We start from the raw sequence: 23,279 nt of genomic DNA, 5'->3' as shown, positions 1-23,279 counted from the left end.
CTTTGTTTCGTTCCAACTTCAATCACTCGGTCTAGAGCTGGAGTTGACTCAGTTTGAACTACCTTACGATTGCTGCCATCTACTTCGACATACTCGATTATAGCACCATCTTTCCCTTCTGCTAGAACTTTCTCTTTTCCTTTATCTAAGTTTGGATTTTCGTGACGGATAGTCTTGAATGGTACTGCCTTCTTGATAATATCCAAGCTTGGAAGTTTAAAGACAAGGTCCTTAACCCCTTCTTCAGGACTTGAAGAAGTAATTGGTTTTTCAGGTTCTTTTGGTAGAAGGTATTCAGGAAGAGTTACAACTGGTGGAGTATCTGTTCCTACAGAGCTTTGTTTCGTTCCAACTTCAATCACTCGGTCTAGAGCTGGAGTTGACTCAGTTTGAACTACCTTACGATTGCTGCCATCTACTTCGACATACTCAATTATAGCACCATCTTTCCCTTCTGCTAGAACTTGTTCTTTCCCTTTGTCTAATTGTGAATTTTCGCGATGGATAGTCTTAAATGGAACCACCTTATTGACAATATCCAAACTTGGAAGTTGGAAGACAAGCTCTTTAATCCCTTCTTCAGGACTTGAAGAAGTAATTGGTTTTTCAGGCTGTTTTGGTTCAACTGGTTGTTCTGGCTGGCTAGGTTGCAATTGTTTGATTTGTTCAAGAGCATTATTGAGGGCTTTATTGATGTCTTCTTGAGTCTTAGCATCTTGGATAGCTGCGATTGCTTTATCAGTAATTTCAACTAATTTCTTCTTAGCATCGTTGTTAGTACCAAGTTCAGCTACTTTTTTCTCGATAGCTTCAGTCAAGCTAGCCATAGCCTTATCATAATTGATTTCAGGCTGTTCCGGTTGTTTTGGTTCAACCGGTTGTTCTGGACTTGTTTCGTCTCCAGGTTTTTGGTAATTTTCGTCTTTGCTAAGAATATCTTGCAAAGCAGTGACTGTTGACATCACATCTTGTACATTTACAGTATCAGAACTTAATTGTGCAGTGAGTTTATCAAGATTAGAGTTAAATGCTTGACGTGCAGTTGCTGTATTTTTCAAACCACTTGGATCAAAGTTAGATAAGTCGTCTTTCCATTTAGAGAGAGATTGAAGGATTTGTGTTTTGCTGTAGAGTTCGCTTCCTTCACCACGAGTGATGAATTGATCCACCTGGATACCGATGTTTCGAGACAAATCGTTTCGATCAGGATCTAGTTGAAGGGTGACTGCGTGCAAGTTTTCATCAAGACCTTTTAGGCTAACCAGAGTTTGATTGCCTTGGCGTTGAGCAGCGTGACCGCTAAAGTATTTCTTGCCCTCAATAGTCGACGCATTTCCCATGCCATCTTGGTAAGGAACTTCTTTGCCATCTAGGAAGACTTTGTAGATACCATGATTTGGATCAACATAGCCCTTGATATCAAGTCCAGTACCGTAGAAGTAGGCTGTGACAGTTGTCTTTTTCTTTTGTTCATCAGTTAAGCGACCAAAGGAAGCCCAAGACTCCGTTTTTTGGTACTTGTCTGCCGAATTGGTTTCATGGTGCCAGCCAGGACTGTAATCCAACTGACTAGCTTGGTCATCATAACTTGTTTGATCCTTGATCAGCAATTCAGCTTTCATCACTTGGATGGTTGCATCGGTAGCAAAACCGAGCAGGGCACCATCAGTGACAGAAGTGAGCTTGGCTTTGAAGTCAAAGATAGAGTCGGCTTGTTCGGTAAAGTCAATCGTTGGGATGGTAACAGTCTTTTCTGTTTCTCCATCTTCAAAAGTCACATCTTGAGTTGTATCTTGGTAAACTTTACCGTGAACCCCAGTTCCAGGTTCTGTGATGAAGCGAACAGTAGCAGTTCCCTTGCTTCCACCAACACGTTTAATTTTAACAGTGACTGGTTTTCCTTTTTCGACTTCGTAGTTAGTAGACTCAAGTTCAAACATTCCTTTGCTATCATTGTTTAGGGTGTAGATCCCTTCTGTAGCAATTGGTTCACCTGTTTTATTAACAAGGGTAATGGTATGTTGGCCAGGTGCTAAATCGTCTGTTTCATATACTTTTTGGCTGCGTTTACGGCTAGTGTTCTTAGTTTGCACATCCGCAACTTTTTGGCCATCAACGTAGACGGACATTTCTCCATGACCTGGGTCAACTGTAGAGACGACATAGGCCTTGGTTCCTGTGAAAGTATAGCTTACTTTGGCATCTTTTTGATTGGTCCACATAGAAGTGCCGCGGATACCTTCAGATTCATTGTACCAAGTTGTACCGGCTGTATCCGCTGTTGTATTTGAGTGGTATTCAAGTCCAAGAGGGTAGCCGTCTGTCTTTTCGATACTACTTGGTGTCTTGTAGACTGAGAAGTTGGTTAGGATTGGAGTAGCTTGTGAGCCAGTAATCGTAACTCGGATTTTTTGTGCTTCTACAGGTTGACCTTGGATCAAACGACGATAGCCTACGGTTGAACCTTCACCATATGGAACCCAGCGTCCGTTGATCTCGACTTCAATTTTGAATCCAGAAATACGTTGCCCTTTAGCAATATCTTCTTTTAGTTCAACGACGTCAAAGCGTCTCTTTTGTCCTAAATCAACTGTGAAACTACCAGTTGTAGCATCATTTGAAAGAGCCCAGCTAGTATCATCTTTACCATCAGTTAGGTGGCTCTCCTTGTAGAGATGGTTCTGACGAGTCGAACTTGCTGTTACAGTCGCACCTTTAGCAAAGTCAGTAGCATACATTTGATCTAGGGTTGCCTTGAACTCCTTCAAGCGAGCTACATCAGCATCTGCGAATTTACCTTCTTTGTTTGGTGGAATGTTGAGAAGAAGTGGCGTTCCACGACCAACAGACTTGAAGTAGATATCCATCAATTCTTTGAGAGATTTTGGCTGCTGGTTATCGTGGTAGAACCAACCAGAACGGATTGAAACGTCTGCTTCTCCTACAGAGTACATATCTCCGTCAGGGTCACCGTGGTTAAGGTATTCGTTCTTAACATTTTCGGTGATGTTTGCTTTCTTGACCTTATGCCATACAGGGTCACCGGCGATACCACGCTCATTTCCAATCCAACGGATACTTGTTGGTTGTGCAGAAAAGATAGCGATATCTCCTTCTGCTTCCTTAATATATTTGAACCATTCGTCAAAGGTGTAGGTTACTTTCTGGGCACCGCTACCACGCGCACCATCCATCCAAACTTCAATGAATTTACCCTTATTACCGTATTTTGGATTTCCAAGAATTTCTTTTAGTTGGTTGAGATAGTATTCGTTGTATTCTTTTTGAGTAGCTACCTTATATTTAGGGCTATTAACATCCCATGGTGATAGGTAAACGCCCATGTTCATATCGTATTTAGTAGCCGATTTAGAGATTTCTTCTAGAAGGTCACCTTTTCCATCCTTCCATGGACTTGCAGCTACGGTATGATTTGTATATTTAGATGGGTAAATAACGAAGCCATCGTGGTGTTTCACTACCATAATGGTGCGTTTGAAACCAGTTTCTTTAAGAGTACGGATCCATTGATCTGTATCTAAGTTAGTTGGATTGAAGTTTTTAGGGTCTTCATTTCCATGTCCCCACTCAGAATTAGTATAAGTATTCATACCATAGTGGATGAAGGCGGCTAATTCTTCCTTGTGATAATCAAGTTGAGCCTTGCTTGGAAGAGGACCGTGATTTCCAATTTCTGTTTCCTTATCTTCTGGATGAGCAGCAGGTAAAACATTTGAAGTCGGATTAGAGCTATCAGAGATTTTTTCGTATTCAAAGACAACATCATTCACACCCTTGTGCTGGATGCTGGCTTCTAAGCGTGGAGTGATTGCGCGGTATCCTGCGATTTCTTTTGCTTCAAAAGTGTTTACAAAAGAAACATCGTATTCTTTTCCGTCATTATTATCAGTAATAGCATCTGCCAATTCTTGCTCTGAGCCTTTCAAACGATAATGAATGGCAAATGAACCTTTATTCACTTTATAAACCACCTTGATGACCCGTGTTCCTGGAGCTGTTTTGCTGACGACCTTGTAGGTCCACTCATCTTTGAGTTGTTTGTTGATTTCGACGCCATCAATAGAGACAATCTGGTATTTCTCTTGATTTTTTGTATAGAAGTCAGTCTTAGCGATTTCTTTTTTGAAGTCATAATCAAAAGCTGTTCCAACTTCAGTTTTTTCAACAAAAGTATCATCAGTTTTGATTGGATTACCAGTTTCATCTACGTGTTGAACAACTACACGTCCGTAATCGATTCCTTTAATGAGTGTCGCAACACCATTTTCATCGAAAGAATATTGATTTTCACCAATAACAGCAGTTTTATTTCTGAACATTTCTCCTTCAGGAGTAAAGTAATATCGTTTCCCATTATCACCTTGGTACCAACCTTTGACGCCATATTTTGCGATAATATCTTTTACCCATTTGACTTGCTCAGGTGAGAGGACGATCCCACCACCGAAACGGTCTTTGTCAGGGATGCCGTTTTCAATTGTGCCGTGTTGGTGAACACCGACTACTTTACCATCACTGTTGATAATACCAGCACCTGAAAGGCCTGAAACAGAAGTCATATGATAGGTGATGCCTTTTGAGCCTTTATCATCATAATTATCAACAGATTTCACGACACCATCAGCCTTGTAAAGTTGACCAGCTACAATTGGTTTTTTGAGCTCAGGTGAGCTTGAGTCAGTTGGATACCCAATCGTGCTAACAGGGTCCCCTGGTTGATAGGTTTTGTTTTCTGCCAAAGGAACAAAGGTAGCAGCTTTATTTGGACTAGCGATTTGAAGAGGAACAGGTGCTACAACAGCAGCCAAGTCATTTTGATATCCTTTTCCAAATTCTTTCTTGTTCCAAAAATGAATATCTTCTTCTTTGAATAGAGTAGTATTACCCGTTACAGGTTGAGAATTGCGAACAGCAGAATTAGAACCGAGGTTATAGTAAAACTTAGCAGAATCTCCGCCTCGAATATGTCCTTCTTTTGTATCACGGTTTGATTCTAAAAAGTTGTGGGCAACAGTCAAGATGACATTTGGTGCCACAAAAATACCAGAACCAGACACGATATAGCGTTGGGAACCACCATTGTAAATAGTGTAAATCATACTAGCAGCAGTAGCAGGTTGTCCTTCATAAGTGACGTGCTTCAAATCTAGACCACCGTTGATAATCGCACGATTACCATTTTCAGCTTCTTTTGGAAGTTCTTCCTTGTTTTTTAGAATGCTTTCTGTCTCAACTTTAGGGCTATCCTTCTTGTCTAGGATTGCTGAAGTATCTATGTTTTTTACGGGTGTATCAGGATAAGCTTGATCGTGGATTTCTTCAGGAAGCAAGTCAGTAGTTTTAGTTTCTGCTACAGTCTTCTCTTCTATTGGTTTAACAGTTTTTTCTGATTTCTCTGCTTTCTCTGACTCTTGAGGTGTAGAAATTACAGGACTTTCATTTTTGACTTCTGGTTTGTTTTTTTCAGCTTCGGCCAATTTTTCTACATTTGGTTGAGAGCTTGTAGCTTCAATTTTTGCTTCGTCAGCTAGTGCTGTACCAGATGCAAAAAAAGCGAGCCCGACCATAACCGAAGCAACTCCAACGGTTAATTTTCTGATGCTAAAAGTTTGCCCTTTCTCAAAAAGGTATCGATTCATAATGTACTCCTAGTTTGAATAAAGACAGTCAGCTACTGTCTGAGCCCAAGTATGACTTGGAAACGATTTTTTTTAGCGATAGTTAAATTTTGTGCAATAGTTTGAGACTAACCCCTCCCTATATTTAAGCGCTTTCATTTTGAGATAAAAAATTTAAATTGCCATCTTAATCTTTAAAATGACCTAAAAATCTTTAATATAACAAATATACTAAATTATTCCAAGAAATGCAATAGAGAAATGCAAGAAAATCCATCTAATTTAAAGAAATTCTTTCACTTTTTAAAGAAAAAAATACATCCTTTCAAGAATTAAACTGAATGAAAGAATGTATTCAAAAAAAAGTCAGAGTAATTTTTGTATCGCCTCTTCAATTTGTTTTGGCTCTGTTTTTGAAGAGAAGCGTTCAAAGACCTGCCCATCTCGACCGATGAGAAACTTAGCGAAATTCCATTCGATTCGTTTTCCTAGTGGACCAGATTTTTGTTCTTTCAACCAAACATAGAGAGGATCTGCTTCCTTACCGTTGACCTTGATCTTGGCAAAACGTGGGAAGCTGGTCTGATAATGTAGGCTACAGAAGGCGTTGATTTCCTCTGCGCTACCTGGTGCTTGTCCCATAAACTGATTGCAAGGGAAGTCTAAAATTTCAAATCCCTGATCTTGATAGCGGTCATAGAGTTCTTGGAGTCCTTGGTACTGGGGCGTTAAACCACATCCAGTAGCAGTGTTGACAACCAAGAGAATCTTACCACGATAGGTCTCTAGTGGAGTTTCTTGATGGTCTTGGTTCAAGACTGAAAAATCGTATAGTGAAGTCATTGCTTGCTTTTCTCCTTCTGTTTGGTATTTTTAGGAGTTTTCTCCTCCTGTAGTGATAGAAATCCGTAGGTCAGGGTTCCAAAAATGCTACCGATAATGAGGCCATACATCAGGAAAGGACCACTTTTATCGAATTGCATGAGCAACTTCACAAAATCTGAAAGGGGCATCTGCTGAACGAAGACTTTATGAAAGATGAGTAAGGTAAAGAGGCCAATCTGAATACCGATAAACACAATCCAGCTTCGGAATTTGATTTGGGCTTTGCTGTAGGTTTTGAGAATGATTTCTGATTTGTCATCCTTTTCAAGATGAAGCTCTTGGACGGCTTTTTGAGCTTTTATACTCATGAACAAAATGAGTCCAAAATAGATGTAGGGCATAACATTTCGAACAATTTCTATAAAGCTTCCGAACAAAATATAGAACAGGAAGAGAATGAAGGAAGAGTAAAAGATTTGGATCATGGAACGGGCGCAAGCCTTGTAGATAACCTCTTGACGGCATTCATCAAAAGGGCCTTGGATATGAAAGAAATTTCGAAGTAGGCGAGTGGTTAAGTCTTCTTTTTTCATGGGTGATTTCTCCTAAATGAACGATGCTATTTTGTTTCTTTTACGAATTGATAGAGATAATAAAGATAAGTAATAGAAGAAAGGATAGCGATAGTTAGCAGTATATAATATTTCCAATTGCTTGAAATGAGCGTCAGTTGTGGTAAGGATAGAATCATAAAGATTAGTGCTAAGTTGAGTATGCGCGTTTTTTGGGAGTCGATTTTTAGATAAGTCAATCCTTTGTTGAGTGCTGGAACAAAGACTGGAAGGAGGACTATATCGTAGATTGGCAAGTTCCCTGAAACGATGATGAAGATGAGCAGAGAACTGAACAAAAGATGATAGATAAGTAAAGTTACTAGTGATTTCATAGGGCACCTCCTAATCCTCATCTTGATCTTTCTTAGTTTTTGCAATGCGACGGGAGATGAGGAACTGTATACTCGCTCCGAAGAAGATAGAACCGAGAATGCTTGATACACCATTTCTTATAGTGAGAAGAGAATTAAAATAGTCCGGACTTTCACCTATGAGTATATGGAGAAGAGGAGTTATAAAAAACATCCATAGACCAAAGAACAAACCTGCTTTCAGACCTGGGTGGTGTAGTTGCTTACTTTCTTTCTCATTCAGCATATCTGGATCAATAGCTGTAATCCCTGTTTTTTTCATTTGGTAGGTGACATAGCCAGCAGCGATGAGGGCAATCACTAAAATTAGAGGAGGATAGATTAGAGCCACTTCTTGAGGGTATTTATAGGCCAGAAGGAGTGGAATAAGATTTCCGAAAATCATCAGATAAAAAAGAACGATAAAGACTTGGTTCCCAATACGATCGGCCTCACGCCGTTTGTATTCGTCAAGGGGACCAGAAATGCCGTATGTGCGTTTGATGAGTTTTTCAGTGAAGGTTTCTTTTTTCATAAGTTGGCTCCTTTTTTAAAAATCTTCCTCCCAAAAGAGACTGTTGAGGTCAGTTTGGAGGCTGCGGGCGAGATTGAGACAAAGTTCCAGGGTTGGGTTGTACTTGTCGTTTTCAATCATATTGATGGTTTGTCTCGAGACACCGATATCCTTGGCGAGTTCGAGCTGGGAAATGCCCAGTTCCTTGCGAAATTCTTTCACACGATTCATATGTTCTCCTTTCTGATTTGTGTCGTATATATTTGACTATATTATATTCTTCTATAGAGCGAATGTCAAGCATATTTGACATATTTCTTAAAGAAATCTTACTTGTTTTTGACCTATTTGTCTGACTAGTGCAAGCTAGTCGGATTTGTGGTAAAATAGATAAGATATGACAAAAGAATTTCATCATGTAACGGTCTTACTCCACGAAACGGTTGATATGCTAGACGTAAAGCCTGACGGTATCTACGTTGATGCGACTTTGGGTGGAGCGGGCCATAGCGAATATTTATTAAGTAAATTAAGTGAAAAAGGCCATCTCTATGCCTTTGACCAAGACCAGAATGCCATTGATAATGCGCAAAAACGCTTGGCACCCTATATCGAAAAAGGGATGGTAACCTTTATCAAGGATAATTTCCGTCATTTACAGGCACGTTTGCGCGAAGCTGGTGTTCAGGAAATTGATGGAATTTGTTATGACTTGGGAGTGTCTAGTCCTCAGTTGGACCAGCGGGAGCGTGGTTTTTCTTATAAGAAGGATGCGCCACTGGATATGCGGATGAATCAGGAAGCTAGTCTGACAGCCTATGAGGTAGTGAATCACTATGACTATCATGACTTGGTTCGTATTTTCTTCAAGTATGGTGAGGATAAGTTTTCTAAACAGATTGCGCGTAAGATTGAACAAGCACGTGAAGTCAAGCCAATCGAGACAACGACTGAGTTGGCAGAGATTATCAAGTCGGCCAAACCTGCTAAGGAACTCAAGAAGAAGGGGCATCCTGCCAAGCAGATTTTCCAGGCTATTCGAATTGAAGTCAATGATGAACTGGGAGCGGCAGATGAATCTATCCAGCAGGCTATGGACATGTTGGCTCTAGATGGTAGAATTTCAGTGATTACCTTTCATTCCTTGGAAGACCGCTTGACCAAGCAATTGTTCAAGGAAGCTTCAACAGTGGAAGTTCCTAAAGGTTTGCCTTTCATCCCAGATGATCTCAAGCCCAAGATGGAATTGGTATCCCGTAAGCCAATCTTGCCAAGTGTGGAAGAGTTAGAAGCCAATAACCGCTCGCATTCAGCTAAGTTGCGCGTGGCCAGAAAAATTCACAAGTAAGAGGAAAAAATGGTAGATAAAAAAGAAACAACCAGTCAATTCTTGCAGAGTCGTATCAAAAAATTCTCCCGTGTGGAGAAGGCTTTTTATCTTTCCATCGCTTTTACGGCTCTCGTCTTAGCAGTGAGCATTATCTTTATGCAAACACGACTTTTGCAAGTGCAAAGTGATTTGACAAAAATCAATGCGCAGATAGAGGAAAAGAAAACAGAGCTGGACGATGCCAAGCAGGAAGTGAATGAATTGATTCGTTCAGAGCGCTTGAAAGAGATTGCAGATAAAAAAGATTTGAAATTGAATAACGAAAATATCCGAACAGCGGAGTAAGATATGAAATGGACAGAAAAAATAACCCGATTTGCGCTAAAAAATCGTAAATCTCCAGCAGAAAACCGTAGAATAGTCGGCAAGTACATCAGTTTGTTAGCTGTCGTACTTTTCGCTATCTTTTTGGCTAATTTTGCGTATATTATAGCAAAAGGTAATATATTTGGTACTGACTTGGTTAAAGAGGCTAAAAAGGTTCACCAAACAACCCGAACAGTTCCTGCCAAACGTGGGACTATCTATGACCGAAATGGAGTGCCAATCGCTGAAGATGCGACCTCTTATAACGTCTATGCTGTTATTGATAAAAAATACAAGTCAGCAACTGGAAAAATTCTTTATGTAGAGGATTCGCAGTTTAATAAGGTAGCTGAAGTCTTCCATAAGTATTTGGATATGGATGAAGCTTATGTGAAAGAGCAACTAGCTCAACCAAATCTGACCCAAGTTTCCTTTGGAGCAAAAGGAAATGGGATTACCTATGCCAATATGATGGCTATTAAAAAAGACTTGAAAGATGCTAGTGTAGAAGGGATTGACTTCACAACTAGCCCTAACAGAAGCTATCCAAATGGACAATTTGCTTCTAGTTTTATTGGCTTAGCCCAACTCCATGAAAATGAGGATGGCAGTAAGAGTTTGTTAGGAACTTCTGGTTTGGAGAGTTCTTTAAATACCATTCTTGCTGGGACAGACGGTATTATTACCTATGAAAAAGACCGTGTAGGAAATATCGTACCAGGTACAGAACTGGTATCGCAACAAACTGTGGATGGCAAGGATGTTTATACAACATTGTCTAGTCCGCTACAATCTTTCATGGAAACTCAGATGGATGCCTTTCTAGAAAAAGTAAAAGGTAAGTATATGACCGCGACCTTGGTCAGTGCAAAGACCGGTGAAATTCTCGCTACCACCCAACGACCTACCTTTAATGCAGATACTAAAGAAGGAATCACTGAGGACTTTGTTTGGCGTGACATTCTTTATCAAAGTAACTATGAACCAGGATCAACCATGAAGGTTATGACGTTAGCTTCTTCTATTGATAATAATACCTTCCCAAGTGGAGAATACTTCAATAGCAGTGAATTAAAAATAGCGGATGCGACGATTCGAGATTGGGATGTTAATGATGGTTTGACTACTGGTAGGATGATGACTTTCTCACAAGGTTTCGCTCACTCCAGTAATGTTGGAATGAGTCTACTTGAACAAAAAATGGGAGATGCTACTTGGTTGGATTATCTAAACCGCTTTAAATTTGGGGTCCCAACTCGCTTTGGTTTGACAGATGAATACGCTGGTCAACTTCCAGCTGATAATATTGTCAATATTGCTCAAAGCTCATTTGGGCAAGGGATTTCAGTAACACAAACACAAATGCTTCGTGCCTTTACAGCTATTGCTAATGATGGAGTTATGCTGGAGCCAAAATTTATAAGTGCTATTTATGATACTAACAATCAGTCTGTACGAAAGTCTCAAAAAGAGATTGTAGGAAAACCTGTATCTGAAGATGCAGCAAGCTTGACTCGTACTAACATGATATTAGTTGGGACGGACCCTCTATATGGAACTATGTATAATCACTACACAGGAAAGCCAATTATAACAGTTCCTGGACAAAATGTAGCAGTTAAATCCGGTACGGCTCAAATCGCTGATGAGAAAAATGGAGGATACTTGGTTGGTTCTACCAATTATATTTTCTCAGTTGTGACTATGAATCCTGCTGAAAATCCTGATTTTATCTTGTATGTAACGGTTCAACAGCCTGAGCATTATTCAGCTGCCCAGTTGGGAGAGTTTTCCAATCCAATATTGGAGCGGGCTTCAGCGATGAAAGAATCTCTGAACCTTCAATCTCCAGCTAAGAATTTAGATCAAGTGACGACAGAATCTTCGTATGCAATGCCTAGCATCAAGGATATTTCACCTGGTGATTTGGCGGAAGCCTTACGTCGAAATATTGTGCAACCAATCGTTGTTGGTACTGGAACAAAGATTAAAGAGACTTCTGTAGAAGAAGGAAAAAATCTTGCACCAAACCAACAAGTTCTCCTTTTATCGGATAAGGTAGAAGAAATTCCAGATATGTATGGCTGGAAAAAAGAGACTGCTGAGACCTTTGCTAAATGGTTGGATATTGAGCTAGAATTTGAAGGTTCAGGTTCCGTCGTCCAAAAGCAAGACGTTCGGACCAATACAGCTATCAAAAACATTAAAAAAATTAAATTAACTTTAGGAGACTAATATGTTTATTTCCATCAGTGCTGGAATTGTGACATTTTTACTAACTTTAGTGGGAATTCCAGCCTTCATCCAATTTTATAGAAAGGCGCAAATTACAGGCCAGCAGATGCATGAGGATGTCAAACAGCACCAGGCAAAAGCTGGGACTCCTACAATGGGGGGGCTTGTTTTCCTCATTGCTGCAGTTGTGGTGAGTTTCCTCGTCGCTCTTTTTTCGAAACAATTGACCAATAATGTTGGTATGATTTTGTTTATTTTGGTCTTGTATGGCTTGGTTGGTTTTTTAGATGACTTTCTCAAGGTCTTCCGAAAGATCAATGAGGGGCTAAACCCCAAACAGAAATTGGCTCTTCAACTTCTAGGTGGTGTCATTTTCTACCTTTTTTATGAGCGTGGGGGCGATATGCTCTCTGTCTTTGGTTACCAAGTACATCTAGGGATTTTCTATATTATCTTCGCTCTTTTCTGGCTAGTTGGTTTTTCAAACGCAGTGAACTTGACAGATGGTATTGACGGTCTAGCTAGTATTTCAGTTGTGATTAGCTTGTCTGCTTATGGAGTTATTGCCTATGTGCAAGGTCAGATGGATATCCTTCTGGTGATTTTTGCCATGATTGGTGGTTTACTTGGTTTCTTCGTCTTTAACCATAAGCCTGCCAAAGTCTTTATGGGGGATGTGGGAAGTTTGGCCCTAGGTGGAATGCTGGCAGCTATCTCTATGGCCCTCCACCAAGAATGGACTCTCTTGATTATCGGAATTGTTTATGTTTTTGAAACAACTTCGGTTATGATGCAAGTTGGATACTTCAAAATGACAGGTGGTAAACGTATTTTCCGTATGACTCCTGTACATCACCATTTTGAGCTTGGAGGATTGTCTGGTAAAGGAAATCCTTGGAGCGAGTGGAAGGTTGACTTCTTCTTTTGGGGAGTGGGGCTCCTAGCAAGTCTCTTGACCCTAGCCTTTTTATACCTACTGTAAAAAATAATCTTTTATTGATAAAAGAAACCAGGATGAAGCTTATCTTCATCCTGGTTTTTGTGTGGTTAAAAGTTAGTTGGTTTCATCCTTCTTACTCTTAAGTAGAAAAGTCGCTGTTAGGACTAGACTCAATCCTGACAAGAATAGTAGTGGATTGGATGTTTCACCAGTAGCTGGAAGTTGTTCTTTAGGAGAATGATTTGCCGATTGGACAAAGTCTGGACTAGATGAAACTTGCTTAGAGCTATTGGCTAATGGTTTGATATCTGTTTCACTTGCTTTTTGCTCTGCAGTAGTTGATGTTCCATTAGCTTGATAAACGACTGCATAGGTACTGAAATGAGTAGTCGTAAATTCTGCCATTCCCTCGCGAATAGTAAAATCGAGTGCCTGTAACTCTTTTGATGGAGTTAGGTAGTAGACATTTTCGACAGCAGAGGAAATAGGCAAGCGGACCAAGACAGCTCCTTTTGGTTGCAAACTCTGATCTGTTGAATTTTTAAGGTGAAGATCGTAAGCATCATAGGTCTTACCAAATAGTTCTTGGGCTAATACACGTCTGCTAGAAATGTGAGAAATTCCCTCTAAGTCAGTTGCCCCTCCAATAATTTCCACTTTAGTCTTTTCATCCTTTAAGACACGAAGTATATATTCAGGAACAGAAACCGTAGGCGCTTGCTCTTGTCCTGCTGTGCCGATAGGTTTAGTGTACTCAGGGACGTTTACTACAGGTGGCTGTTCTTGTCCTGCTGTACCGATAGATTTAGTGTATTCAGGAACAGAAGCAGTAGGTGGTTGTTCTAGTCCTGCTGTGCCGATAGGTTTCGTGTACTCAGGGATAGAAACAGTAGGCGGTTGTTCTAGTCCTGCTGTGCCGATAGGTTTAGTGTATTCAGGAATATTTACTACAGGCGGTTGTTCCTGTCCAGCCGTTCCGATAGGTTTCGTGTATTCAGGGATAGAAACAGTAGGTGGCTGTTCTTGTCCCATTGTGCCGATAGGCTTAGTATACTCAGGAATAGAAACGGTAGGTGGCTGTTCTTGTCCCACTGTGCCGATAGGTTTAGTATATTCAGGAATAGAAATAGTAGGCGGTTGTTCTAGTCCTGCTGTGCCGATAGGTTTAGTGTATTCAGGGATAGAAACCGTAGGTGGTTGTTCTAGTCCTGCTGTGCTGATAGGCTTGGTGTATTTAGGAATTTCTACAATAGGAGCAGGATCATCTCCCTTGCTTGTAGTTGGTTGCTGATTCTCAACCTTCTTCTCATCCTTTTTGGTAAAGATAGCTACTACAGGACTGCTTGTTGTATTTCCCTGGATAGAATAAGCTTCTATCGCATTTCCAATTTTTCGATTGGTTTCGTCAGGGATAGGGATTTGTACCTGATTATCTTGAATTGATAAGACAGTCTGATCTCCAGTCGTAACTAGATGATTATCGTCTATCCTGCGTAAAACGAGTGGATCTTTGATGCCTGGGAAGGTCACAGCGATGGCTTCCCAATCTCCAGCTGGAAGAGTTAAAGAGATGTTTTTATCCCCTTCCTTAAGTGGTGCGATACTTGGACTATCCAAGCTTACAGCTGGAGCCTTAATCACATCAAATGAATCTAGAGAAATTTTCTTGCGACCTGCTGATGAATTTGGATCAACTTTCAATGTCAAAATATGATTACCGTCGGTCAGATTAGTAAATTCTCCAATTAAGGTTGCCTTTTGGGTAGCGCCAGCAGTGTAGAAGTCTAGACTTGGCATTTCTTTTCCATCCAGTGTCACGAGAGCTTTTCCGAGAGCGGATGTTTTAAGTCCGTAAATTCGAATACCTGTTCCAGTAAATGGAATGGTTGCCTGAGCTTCTGAAGCGATACTTGGGTCGGCGTTATTGATGTCCGCATATTTTTCTGTGCTCTTATATAATTCAGTATCGCTCCAATCTTTGAATTGAGATCCGTATTGAATGCGAGAGTCACGGTCATCCATTTTTTCAATAGTTGTTCCTTGTCCAGGTAAAACTTTAAAGTAGTCTAAGGAAATTTTGGAACGTTCACTGCCACGGTGTTTATGCTCTTGTTTTACAGTGATAGTCATCACATGAGCACCATCTGACAATCCTGTGAAGCGACCGATAAGGCTACCTTTTTCAGTTGCACCTGCAGTATAGAAGTCCAGTTCACCGACTGATTTACCATCGATTTTGACTTCAGCGATTCCCAATTGAGATGATTTGAGACCATAGATTTCAATGCCAACACCATTGAAAGGAATGGTTGCTGTCGCATCTTTATCTGTATAGTTACCTAGTGAAAGGTCGGCAAACTTCTCTGTTCCTTCAAATAATTCTGAGTCTGCCCAGTTTCCAAATGCAGAACCGTATTGGATTCGACTATCACGGTCATCCATCACTTGGTTATAGGTTTCGACATTGGACTTTTCGGATACCTGTGTAGAAACATTACCCAGCATAGCCTTAACAGTATAAGTGTAGGCGAGTTGAGGATCGAGTGAACGGTCGATAAAATGGGTTTGATTGGTCACAAATTCTCTGCTTGCAGAGGTTTGGCCGGATTCGTCTTTCACTTGTCTTTGGATAACATAGTGGGTAGCACCTTCTACTTGGTTGAAGGTAAGTTCGGCAGTGACGCCATTTTGTCGAACTGCTGTCAGACTGGTTACACGACCAGGGAAATGTTCAAAGGTAATGACATCACCTTTTTGTGTTGCCAGTTGAATGCGGCCATCTTTAAGAACAGTTGCTTTGACAGATTTGCCATTAACCTTAACCTGACTGGCTTCGATATTTGGATAATCTACAACTAGGTCTCCACCGACATTTGAAAGGAAGGACAAGCTTTGCAGGTTTTTATCTTTCCACTTCATGCTGACTTCAAAGTTACCACGAGCAACCAGACCAGAAACCTGACCGTCTTTCCAAGCATCTGGAAGGGCTGGCAATGGTGCAATGTAGCCAGTGTGTGATTGAAGAAGCATTTCTGCAATTCCACTGGTTGCTCCAAAGTTTCCATCGATTTGGAAAGGTGCGTGCGTATCCCAAAGGTTTTCTAGGGTTGAATATTTGAGCTGTTCAGCGAGCAAGCGATGGGCACGGTTACCGTCTAAGAGACGAGCCCAGAGGTTGATTTTATTGGCCTTAGACCAACCAGTACCACCATCTCCACGGTGGTTGAGGGTAGCACGCGCAGCTTCTAAGTATTCAGCCTGATCCTTGCTAAAGAGCGTACCTGGGAAGAGACCTACCAGATGGGAAACGTGGCGGTGGTGATTTTCAATCCCTTCATTGGTGAATTGGGGACTGTCCTCCTCGTACCATTCCTTGATACGTCCTTCTTTGTTAATGTGAAGTGGTTTTAGTTTGTCAAATTTAGCCTTTACCTCTGTAACTAAGTCTTTGTCGACATTCAGATGGTTAGCGACTTCCATGTAGTCATGGAATAACTGCCAGACTAGCGATTGGTCAAAGGTATTTCCGATGGTGATGGTACCGTGTTCTGGTGAGTAGGATGGAGAAGACACCCAACGGTCACTGGCCTTGTCATAGTGCAAGAAGGAGTTCCAGAACTTAGCAGTTTCCTTGAGCATTGGATAGATCTTTTCTTTGAGATAAGTCTCATCCTTGGTGAATTTATAGTAGTCATAAACGTTCTGCATCATCCAAGCATTAGCTGCTGGCGACCAACCCCAATAGTAATTCCAACCAGGGGTAGTCCAGCCAAATGGTGTCGCCTGGGTATGAACCAGCCAGCCATTTTCTTGTCCATCTTTGGATTCGATACCAGCGTATTCCTTGGCAGCGATACGGCCATAGTAACGCATATCGTCAATGTAATTGATCATTGGCTTGGCTGTTTCAGCTAGATTGCTCATGTAGGCTGGCCAATAGTTCATTTGCAAGTTGACATTGAGGTGGTAGTCAGCGTTCCAAGGTGGATTGTCTACAGCATTCCAGACTCCTTGTAGGTTGGCAGGAAGGGCATCTGTCCGATCACGAGATGAACTAATCAATAAATAACGTCCGTATTGGAAGAAGAGTTCTTCCAGTTTTTGCCCTTTGCTAGGGTTATAGGTCTGAAGGGCCTCTTTTGTCGTTTGAGCAGTATTGCTTCCACCTAGGTTTAGTTTGACGCGGTTAAAGAGGCTTTGATAGTCTTTGATATGGTTCTTTTTAAGTGTCTCGTAGTCTTTGCCCCTAGCTGCTTCTACAATGCCTTTAACTGTTTTTTCGAGGTCAATGTCTTTGCGATAGTTTGTTTTTGGATTCTGAGCAAAGTTAGTCTTGGCACTGAGTAAAAGCGTAGCGTAGCTAGCTCCTGTGATTGTTAAACTATCCTCATGGACAGTAACTTTTCCGTCCGTTTTAATTCCTAGATAGGATGCGAACTGGAGGCCATTATCTTTGACTGTACCTTTTAGTAGGATACCATTTGGGTCTGTCGTAACATGGCCACTCTTGTAGTTAGAATATTCCGCTGAGTAGTCTCCGTTAGCAAGTAAATCTTCTGTTAAGCTATTCCAAACTGTAAAATCAAGTTTTTTGTCCCCTTTTTGGGTCAAGTGGGTCACGGTGACATCATCAGGATAGCTGGAGAAGGTTTCTCTTTTAAAGGTCGTTCCATCTTGGGTGTAAGAAGTTGTAGTAGTGGCTTCTGTGATATCCAAACCACGGTGATAGTCTGTAACTGTATCCAGCCCCTTTTTCTGGTTATTGAAGACCATGAAGATATCACCAAAGGCTAGATAACGTCCATACTGGGCGTTGTTTGGTCCAACTAGATTTTGTTCAGCTAATCGTTTGGCTTTTTGGCGATCTCCGTCTTCAAGGGCTTTACGAATCTCTGCCAAGACCTTATATCGCTCCTGATAGTTTCCTCCATTATAGTCGGTACTGTCGGGACGCGGTCCACCTGACCAAAGAGTTTTTTCGTTGTATTGGATTCTCTCCTCGCCAATGAGACCAAAAACCTTAGCACCCATTTCACCATTCCCAACTGGGAGTGCTTGTTTTTCCCAGCCATCATAGGAAGGAGCTGTTGGTCGATCATAGTTTAGGTGATAGTTGCTTTGTTCTGTCACAGGTAGTTCTGGTTTTTCGGTTTCCTTATTTTCATTAGGTTTTACAATAGCCTCAGTACTGGCTTGATTAGTTGTAGCAGAAGTAACATCAGCATTAGCGGGTTTGCTTTCAGAAGAACTATTATTAGCTAGAACTGGTTTTGTATGATCAATTGGCACGTTTGGCTGTGTATGCTCAGTTGATTCACTTGCTTTCGTTATAGTGTCTGTCTTAACTGTAGTTTTCTCTAATGCAGGCTCGTTTTGCTGTACTTCAATAGTATCAGCAGAGACGGTATGACTAGCTAGAAAAACCGCTCCAAGCAAAACAGAGGCTGTGCCGACTGTTAGCTTTCGAATACTGTAGCGACAGGATTTCTCCCTCCAAATTTTTTCCATAGAAACCTCCTTTATTAATTAAAAGCGCTTTCATTTTTAATGAGGCGAACTTTTGTTTCTATATTGTATTGTTAATCTAATTTTACCAGCTAATGAAGTGTTGTCAAGAGGATTTGAGAAGGATATATATTTGATATTGTTTTGTATTAAAAAAGTGGAGGAAACGAATAGTAAGGGAGTGTATTTTTTATATTCTTTCTAGTTTTGACTAGAAAGATAAGCCAACTTTAATTACAGCTTACTCATCTCTGAAAGCGTAAAACAAACTAGTCAGGGTGGCTAGTTTGTGGTATAATGAAAGAGACTCAAAAAGAAACAGGAGAAAAATGATGGATTTACTTTTAGCAATTGTATTGATTGTGCTAGCTTTTCTAGGAGGAGCTCTTGGGGGAATGTACTTGGTTCGTAAGCAAATTGAAAAAGAATTCGCTGACAACCCACGTTTGAATGCTGAAGCAGTTCGTACTCTTTTGAGTGCAAATGGTCAAAAACCAAGCGAAGCTAAGGTACAACAAGTTTACCACCAAATCATCCGCCAACAAAAAGCAGCCCTTGCTAACAATAAAAAGAAAAAATAAATAAGGAAAAGTCTGGGATGAAAGTTCCAGACTTCTCACTATGTTGGCTATGGTTTAGGGATGAGACTTTTTCCTTGCATTCTATTGATATTTGATTATGATTAAGAGAGATAGTTGTTGATGAAGTTGTTCTTCAGTTCATAAAGACAAGTAATCATAATGAACTATCAATCAGAAAAAAGACTAGAAAGAAGACTGTATGGATAATCGACCAATTGGTTTTTTGGATTCGGGTGTCGGGGGCTTGACCGTTGTGCGCGAGCTCATGCGCCAGCTTCCCCATGAAGAAATCGTCTATATTGGAGATTCGGCACGGGCGCCCTATGGTCCCCGTCCTGCTGAGCAAATTCGTGAATATACTTGGCAGTTGGTCAACTTTCTCTTGACCAAGGATGTCAAAATGATTGTCATTGCTTGTAATACTGCGACTGCGGTCGTCTGGGAAGAAATCAAGGCTCAACTAGATATTCCTGTCCTAGGTGTGATTTTGCCAGGAGCTTCGGCAGCCATCAAGTCCAGACAAGGTGGGAAAATCGGAGTGATTGGAACGCCCATGACGGTACAATCAGACATCTACCGTCAGAAAATCCATGATTTAGATCCGGACTTACAGGTGGAGAGTTTGGCCTGTCCCAAGTTTGCCCCTTTGGTCGAGTCTGGCGCCCTGTCAACCAGTGTCACCAAGAAAGTGGTCTATGAAACCCTGCGTCCCTTGGTTGGAAAGGTGGATAGTCTGATTTTGGGCTGTACCCATTATCCGCTTCTCAGACCCATTATTCAAAATGTCATGGGGCCCAAGGTTCAACTTATCGATAGTGGGGCAGAGTGCGTACGAGACATTTCAGTCTTACTAAATTATTTTGAAATCAATCGTGGTCGCGATGCTGGACCACTCCATCACCGTTTTTACACAACAGCCAGCAGCCAAAGTTTTGCACAAATTGGTGAAGAATGGCTGGAAAAAGAGATTCATGTGGAGCATGTAGAATTATGACAAATAAAATTTATGAATACAAGGATGACCAGGACTGGTATGTTGGTTCCTATAGTATTTTTGGTGGCATCCGGACGTTGACTGATGAAGACTTGGATTTTCCTCTAGTTGAATTGGCCAAAATCTTTCGAGACGAGGAACGAGGTTTTCCACTTTCAGTTACTGTTTTACGCTATGGTTCTCTCTACCGTTTATTGTCTTTTGTAGTAGATATCCTCAACCAAGAAGCAGGACGAAATTTGGAAGTCATCCAACGTCAGGGAGCCTTGCTCTTGGTTGAAAACGGACAACTCTTGCATGTAGAATTGCCTAAAGAAGGTGTTGATGTAGAAGCTTTCTTTGAGACAAACAAGGTCAGAGAAACTCTGCTCATTGCGACTCGAAACGAGGGCAAGACCAAGGAATTCCGAGCTATCTTTGACAAACTAGGCTATGATGTGGAAAATCTTAATGACTATCCTGACCTGCCTGAAGTAGCAGAAACAGGCATGACCTTCGAAGAAAATGCCCGTCTCAAGGCAGAAACCATTTCTCAATTAACGGGCAAGATGGTTCTTGCAGACGATTCTGGACTTAAAGTTGATGTTTTGGGAGGTTTGCCTGGTGTCTGGTCGGCTCGTTTTGCAGGCGTCGGAGCAACTGACCGTGAAAACAATGCCAAACTCTTGCACGAATTGGCCATGGTCTTTGAACTCAAGGACCGCTCGGCTCAATTCCATACAACCCTAGTTGTAGCCAGTCCAAACAAGGAAAGTTTGGTTGTTGAAGCAGACTGGCCAGGCTACATTAACTTTGAACCTAAGGGTGAAAATGGCTTTGGCTATGATCCTCTCTTCCTTGTAGGGGAGACAGGCAAGTCATCAGCTGAATTAACCCTTGAAGAAAAAAATAGTCAATCTCACCGTGCCTTAGCCGTTAAGAAACTTTTGGAGGTATTTCCATCATGGCAAAGCAAACCATCATTGTAATGAGCGATTCTCATGGCGATAGCTTGATTGTGGAAGAAATCCGTGATCGCTATGTCGGCAAAGTTGATGCCGTTTTTCATAATGGTGATTCTGAACTGCGTCCGGATTCTCCACTTTGGGAGGGCATCCGTGTAGTTAAAGGGAACATGGACTTCTACGCCGGCTACCCAGAACGTTTAGTGACTGAGCTTGGTTCGACCAAGATTATCCAAACTCATGGTCACTTGCTTGACATCAATTTCAATTTTCAAAAGTTGGACTACTGGGCTCAGGAAGAAGAGGCCGATATTTGTCTCTATGGTCACTTGCATGTGCCAAGTGCTTGGATGGAAGGCAAGACCCTCTTTCTAAATCCAGGTTCTATCAGTCAACCACGTGGGACCATCAGAGAATGTCTCTATGCCCGTGTGGAGATTGATGACAGTTACTTCAAAGTTGATTTTTTGACAAGAGACCATGAGGTGTATCCGGGCTTGTCCAAGGAGTTTAGCCGATGATTGCCAAGGAGTTTGAGACTTTCTTGTTGGGGCAGGAGGAAACATTTTTGACTCCTGCTAAAAATCTGGCTGTGTTGATTGATACCCACAATGCGGATCACGCTACCCTCTTGCTCAGTCAGATGACCTATACCCGTGTTCCCGTTGTGACAGATGAAAAACAGTTTGTTGGGACGATTGGGCTCAGAGATATTCTGGCTTATCAGATGGAGCATGATTTGAGTCAAGAAATCATGTCAGATACGGATATCGTTCATATGACGAGAACGGACGTAGCGGTCGTCTCGCCTGATTTTACCATTACGGAGGTCTTGCACAAGTTGGTAGATGAGTCCTTCTTACCTGTTGTGGATGCGTCAGGGATTTTCCAAGGAATTATCACGCGCAAGTCTATTCTCAAGGCAGTCAATGCCCTCTTGCATGACTTTAGTAAGGAATATGTGATTCGATGCAAATGAGAGATAGGGTTTCAGACTTTTTAGAGGAAAAGCAGGGCTTGTCTGCTAATTCCAAGCAGTCTTATAGGTATGATTTGGAACAATTTTTAGATATTGTAGGCGAGAGGGTTTCTGAAACTAGTCTCAAGATTTACCAAGCCCAGCTAGCCAATCTAAAAATCAGCGCCCAGAAACGAAAACTTTCGGCCTGTAATCAATTTCTCTACTTTCTCTATCAAAAAGGAGAGGTGGACAGCTTTTATCGTTTGGAATTAGCTAAACAAGCTGAGAAGAAGACGGAAAAGCCAGAAATTCTAGACCTAGCCTCTTTTTGGCAGGAAAGCGACTATCCAGAGGGCCGCTTGCTAGCGCTCTTAATCCTAGAAATGGGCCTCTTGCCCAGTGAGATTTTAGCCCTCAAGGTTGCGGATATCAATCTGGATTTTCAGGTGTTGCGAATCAAGAAGGCTTCCCAACAGAGGATTGTCAGCATTCCTACAACCTTGCTTTCAGAGTTGGAACCTTTGATGTGCCAGACCTATCTCTTTGAAAGGGCAGGGAAAGCCTATTCTCGTCAGTGGGCCTTTCGTCAGCTAGAATCCTTTGTCAAGGAGAAAGGTTTTCCGGCCTTATCAGCCCAAGCCCTACGGGAACAGTTCATTCTAAGACAAATAGAAAACAAGGTCGATTTGTACGAAATTGCAAAAAAACTAGGATTAAAAACAGTCCTGACCTTAGAAAAATATAGATAATGGATATTAAATTAAAAGATTTTGAAGGGCCTCTGGACTTGCTCTTGCACCTGGTTTCTAAGTACCAGATGGATATCTACGATGTGCCCATTACGGAAGTCATCGAACAGTATCTAGCCTATGTCTCAACCCTGCAGGCCATGCGTCTGGAAGTGACGGGCGAGTATATGGTCATGGCCAGTCAGCTCATGCTGATCAAGAGCCGCAAGCTTCTTCCAAAGGTAGCGGAAGTAACCGATTTGGAGGATGACCTGGAGCAGGATCTCCTCTCTCAAATCGAAGAATATCGCAAGTTCAAGCTCTTGGGGGAGCACTTGGAAGCCAAGCACCAAGAACGGGCCCAGCACTATTCCAAAGCGCCGACAGAGTTGATTTATGAAGATGCGGAGCTTGTACATGACAAGACGACCATTGACCTCTTTTTGGCTTTTTCAAATATCCTAGCCAAGAAAAAAGAGGAGTTTGCACAGAATCACACGACTATCCTGCGGGATGAGTATAAGATTGAGGACATGATGGTTATCGTGAAAGAGTCCTTGACTGGACGAGATCAATTGCGCTTGCAGGATTTGTTTAAGGAAGCCCAGAATCTCCAAGAGGTCATCACCCTCTTTTTGGCAACCCTAGAGTTAATCAAAACCCAGGAGCTGACCCTCGTGCAAGAGGAGAGTTTCGGAGATATCTATCTCATGGAAAAGAAGGAAGAAAGTCAAGTGGCCCAAAGCTAGACTT

At 41.5% G+C, this 23,279-nt stretch carries 18 protein-coding genes; 11 read left to right on the top strand and 7 right to left on the bottom strand.

Annotation, left to right across the window (positions count from 1 at the left end):
* From N5909_RS08570 to N5909_RS08545, 6 genes are all read right to left on the bottom strand, one after another.
* Positions 1 to 5,660 (bottom strand): alpha-L-fucosidase (locus tag N5909_RS08570; RefSeq protein ID WP_271631139.1); only part of this gene is annotated, 5,660 nt, incomplete at its 3' end.
* Positions 5,661 to 6,005: 345 nt separating this feature from the next.
* Positions 6,006 to 6,482 (bottom strand): glutathione peroxidase, encoded by a 477-nt coding sequence (locus tag N5909_RS08565; RefSeq protein WP_020902167.1) that lies wholly within the window; start codon positions 6,480 to 6,482, stop codon positions 6,006 to 6,008.
* Entirely contained in the window at positions 6,479 to 7,057 is a 579-nt protein-coding gene (locus tag N5909_RS08560) for a DUF3278 domain-containing protein (protein WP_020902168.1), read from the bottom strand. Before N5909_RS08560 ends, N5909_RS08565 begins: the two co-directional genes overlap by 4 nt.
* A gap of 26 nt (positions 7,058 to 7,083) precedes the next feature.
* A complete protein-coding gene (locus tag N5909_RS08555) occupies positions 7,084 to 7,410 on the bottom strand; it encodes a hypothetical protein (RefSeq protein ID WP_020902169.1) in 327 nt (108 codons plus the stop codon).
* A gap of 10 nt (positions 7,411 to 7,420) precedes the next feature.
* On the bottom strand, positions 7,421 to 7,963 hold the full coding sequence (locus tag N5909_RS08550) for a DUF3278 domain-containing protein (RefSeq protein WP_020902170.1): 543 nt from the start codon (positions 7,961 to 7,963) through the stop codon (positions 7,421 to 7,423).
* A 15-nt stretch (positions 7,964 to 7,978) separates the two neighbouring features.
* Positions 7,979 to 8,173 (bottom strand): helix-turn-helix transcriptional regulator, encoded by a 195-nt coding sequence (locus N5909_RS08545; RefSeq protein WP_001082472.1) that lies wholly within the window; start codon positions 8,171 to 8,173, stop codon positions 7,979 to 7,981.
* A 166-nt stretch (positions 8,174 to 8,339) separates the two neighbouring features.
* Here N5909_RS08545 and rsmH point away from each other — a divergent pair, with 166 nt between their 5' ends.
* Genes rsmH through mraY form a run of 4 tightly spaced genes read left to right on the top strand, consistent with a single transcriptional unit; the run spans position 8,340 to position 12,855 of the window.
* Entirely contained in the window at positions 8,340 to 9,290 is a 951-nt protein-coding gene (gene rsmH, locus N5909_RS08540; RefSeq protein WP_271631138.1) for a 16S rRNA (cytosine(1402)-N(4))-methyltransferase RsmH, read from the top strand.
* Positions 9,291 to 9,299: 9 nt separating this feature from the next.
* Entirely contained in the window at positions 9,300 to 9,617 is a 318-nt protein-coding gene (ftsL, locus tag N5909_RS08535; protein WP_020902171.1) for a cell division protein FtsL, read from the top strand.
* A gap of 3 nt (positions 9,618 to 9,620) precedes the next feature.
* Entirely contained in the window at positions 9,621 to 11,873 is a 2,253-nt protein-coding gene (gene pbp2X, locus N5909_RS08530; protein WP_271631137.1) for a penicillin-binding protein PBP2X, read from the top strand.
* Position 11,874: 1 nt separating this feature from the next.
* The gene (gene mraY / locus N5909_RS08525; protein WP_033681300.1) at positions 11,875 to 12,855 is read left to right on the top strand and encodes a phospho-N-acetylmuramoyl-pentapeptide-transferase; all 981 of its coding nucleotides are present in this window, start codon (positions 11,875 to 11,877) and stop codon (positions 12,853 to 12,855) included.
* A 72-nt stretch (positions 12,856 to 12,927) separates the two neighbouring features.
* On the opposite strand, the gene N5909_RS08520 is transcribed toward mraY, so the two are convergent.
* Entirely contained in the window at positions 12,928 to 18,321 is a 5,394-nt protein-coding gene (locus N5909_RS08520) for an SIALI-17 repeat-containing surface protein (protein ID WP_271631136.1), read from the bottom strand.
* Between the two features lie 329 nt (positions 18,322 to 18,650).
* Between N5909_RS08520 and N5909_RS08515 the strand changes: the two genes are divergently transcribed.
* From N5909_RS08515 to N5909_RS08485, 7 genes are all read left to right on the top strand, one after another.
* Positions 18,651 to 18,899 (top strand): YneF family protein, encoded by a 249-nt coding sequence (locus tag N5909_RS08515; protein WP_000364990.1) that lies wholly within the window; start codon positions 18,651 to 18,653, stop codon positions 18,897 to 18,899.
* Between the two features lie 199 nt (positions 18,900 to 19,098).
* Positions 19,099 to 19,893 (top strand): glutamate racemase, encoded by a 795-nt coding sequence (gene racE, locus N5909_RS08510; protein ID WP_271631135.1) that lies wholly within the window; start codon positions 19,099 to 19,101, stop codon positions 19,891 to 19,893.
* Positions 19,890 to 20,861 carry a nucleoside-triphosphate diphosphatase gene (locus tag N5909_RS08505; RefSeq protein ID WP_033681302.1) on the top strand — a complete coding sequence of 324 codons (972 nt, stop codon included), beginning with the start codon at positions 19,890 to 19,892 and terminating at the stop codon, positions 20,859 to 20,861. Before racE ends, N5909_RS08505 begins: the two co-directional genes overlap by 4 nt.
* On the top strand, positions 20,837 to 21,358 hold the full coding sequence (locus tag N5909_RS08500) for a metallophosphoesterase (protein ID WP_033681304.1): 522 nt from the start codon (positions 20,837 to 20,839) through the stop codon (positions 21,356 to 21,358). The genes N5909_RS08505 and N5909_RS08500 overlap by 25 nt, the downstream gene beginning before the upstream one ends.
* Positions 21,355 to 21,816 carry a cyclic-di-AMP-binding protein CbpB gene (gene cbpB / locus N5909_RS08495; protein ID WP_271631134.1) on the top strand — a complete coding sequence of 154 codons (462 nt, stop codon included), beginning with the start codon at positions 21,355 to 21,357 and terminating at the stop codon, positions 21,814 to 21,816. The genes N5909_RS08500 and cbpB overlap by 4 nt, the downstream gene beginning before the upstream one ends.
* Complete coding sequence (xerD, locus tag N5909_RS08490; protein WP_333908982.1) at positions 21,813 to 22,547, top strand: site-specific tyrosine recombinase XerD; 735 nt, start codon at positions 21,813 to 21,815, stop codon at positions 22,545 to 22,547. The genes cbpB and xerD overlap by 4 nt, the downstream gene beginning before the upstream one ends.
* The gene (locus tag N5909_RS08485) at positions 22,547 to 23,275 is read left to right on the top strand and encodes a segregation/condensation protein A (RefSeq protein ID WP_033681311.1); all 729 of its coding nucleotides are present in this window, start codon (positions 22,547 to 22,549) and stop codon (positions 23,273 to 23,275) included. The genes xerD and N5909_RS08485 overlap by 1 nt, the downstream gene beginning before the upstream one ends.
* Positions 23,276 to 23,279 lie beyond the last annotated feature (4 nt).

It is taken from the genome of Streptococcus gwangjuensis, assembly GCF_028156745.1.
Classification (GTDB): domain Bacteria; phylum Bacillota; class Bacilli; order Lactobacillales; family Streptococcaceae; genus Streptococcus; species Streptococcus gwangjuense_A.
This window is presented reverse-complemented; position numbering and strand designations above follow the sequence as displayed.

Excerpts from the sequence above, each read along its gene's own strand:
- N5909_RS08565 (WP_020902167.1), bottom strand. The coding sequence starts at position 6,482 with ATGACTTCACTATACGATTTTTCAGTCTTGAACCAAGACCATCAAGAA.
- N5909_RS08560 (WP_020902168.1), bottom strand. The coding sequence starts at position 7,057 with ATGAAAAAAGAAGACTTAACCACTCGCCTACTTCGAAATTTCTTTCAT.
- N5909_RS08555 (WP_020902169.1), bottom strand. The coding sequence starts at position 7,410 with ATGAAATCACTAGTAACTTTACTTATCTATCATCTTTTGTTCAGTTCT.
- N5909_RS08550 (WP_020902170.1), bottom strand. The coding sequence starts at position 7,963 with ATGAAAAAAGAAACCTTCACTGAAAAACTCATCAAACGCACATACGGC.
- N5909_RS08545 (WP_001082472.1), bottom strand. The coding sequence starts at position 8,173 with ATGAATCGTGTGAAAGAATTTCGCAAGGAACTGGGCATTTCCCAGCTC.
- rsmH (WP_271631138.1), top strand. The coding sequence starts at position 8,340 with ATGACAAAAGAATTTCATCATGTAACGGTCTTACTCCACGAAACGGTT.
- ftsL (WP_020902171.1), top strand. The coding sequence starts at position 9,300 with ATGGTAGATAAAAAAGAAACAACCAGTCAATTCTTGCAGAGTCGTATC.
- pbp2X (WP_271631137.1), top strand. The coding sequence starts at position 9,621 with ATGAAATGGACAGAAAAAATAACCCGATTTGCGCTAAAAAATCGTAAA.
- mraY (WP_033681300.1), top strand. The coding sequence starts at position 11,875 with ATGTTTATTTCCATCAGTGCTGGAATTGTGACATTTTTACTAACTTTA.
- N5909_RS08520 (WP_271631136.1), bottom strand. The coding sequence starts at position 18,321 with ATGGAAAAAATTTGGAGGGAGAAATCCTGTCGCTACAGTATTCGAAAG.
- N5909_RS08515 (WP_000364990.1), top strand. The coding sequence starts at position 18,651 with ATGGATTTACTTTTAGCAATTGTATTGATTGTGCTAGCTTTTCTAGGA.
- racE (WP_271631135.1), top strand. The coding sequence starts at position 19,099 with ATGGATAATCGACCAATTGGTTTTTTGGATTCGGGTGTCGGGGGCTTG.
- N5909_RS08505 (WP_033681302.1), top strand. The coding sequence starts at position 19,890 with ATGACAAATAAAATTTATGAATACAAGGATGACCAGGACTGGTATGTT.
- N5909_RS08500 (WP_033681304.1), top strand. The coding sequence starts at position 20,837 with ATGGCAAAGCAAACCATCATTGTAATGAGCGATTCTCATGGCGATAGC.
- cbpB (WP_271631134.1), top strand. The coding sequence starts at position 21,355 with ATGATTGCCAAGGAGTTTGAGACTTTCTTGTTGGGGCAGGAGGAAACA.
- xerD (WP_333908982.1), top strand. The coding sequence starts at position 21,813 with ATGAGAGATAGGGTTTCAGACTTTTTAGAGGAAAAGCAGGGCTTGTCT.
- N5909_RS08485 (WP_033681311.1), top strand. The coding sequence starts at position 22,547 with ATGGATATTAAATTAAAAGATTTTGAAGGGCCTCTGGACTTGCTCTTG.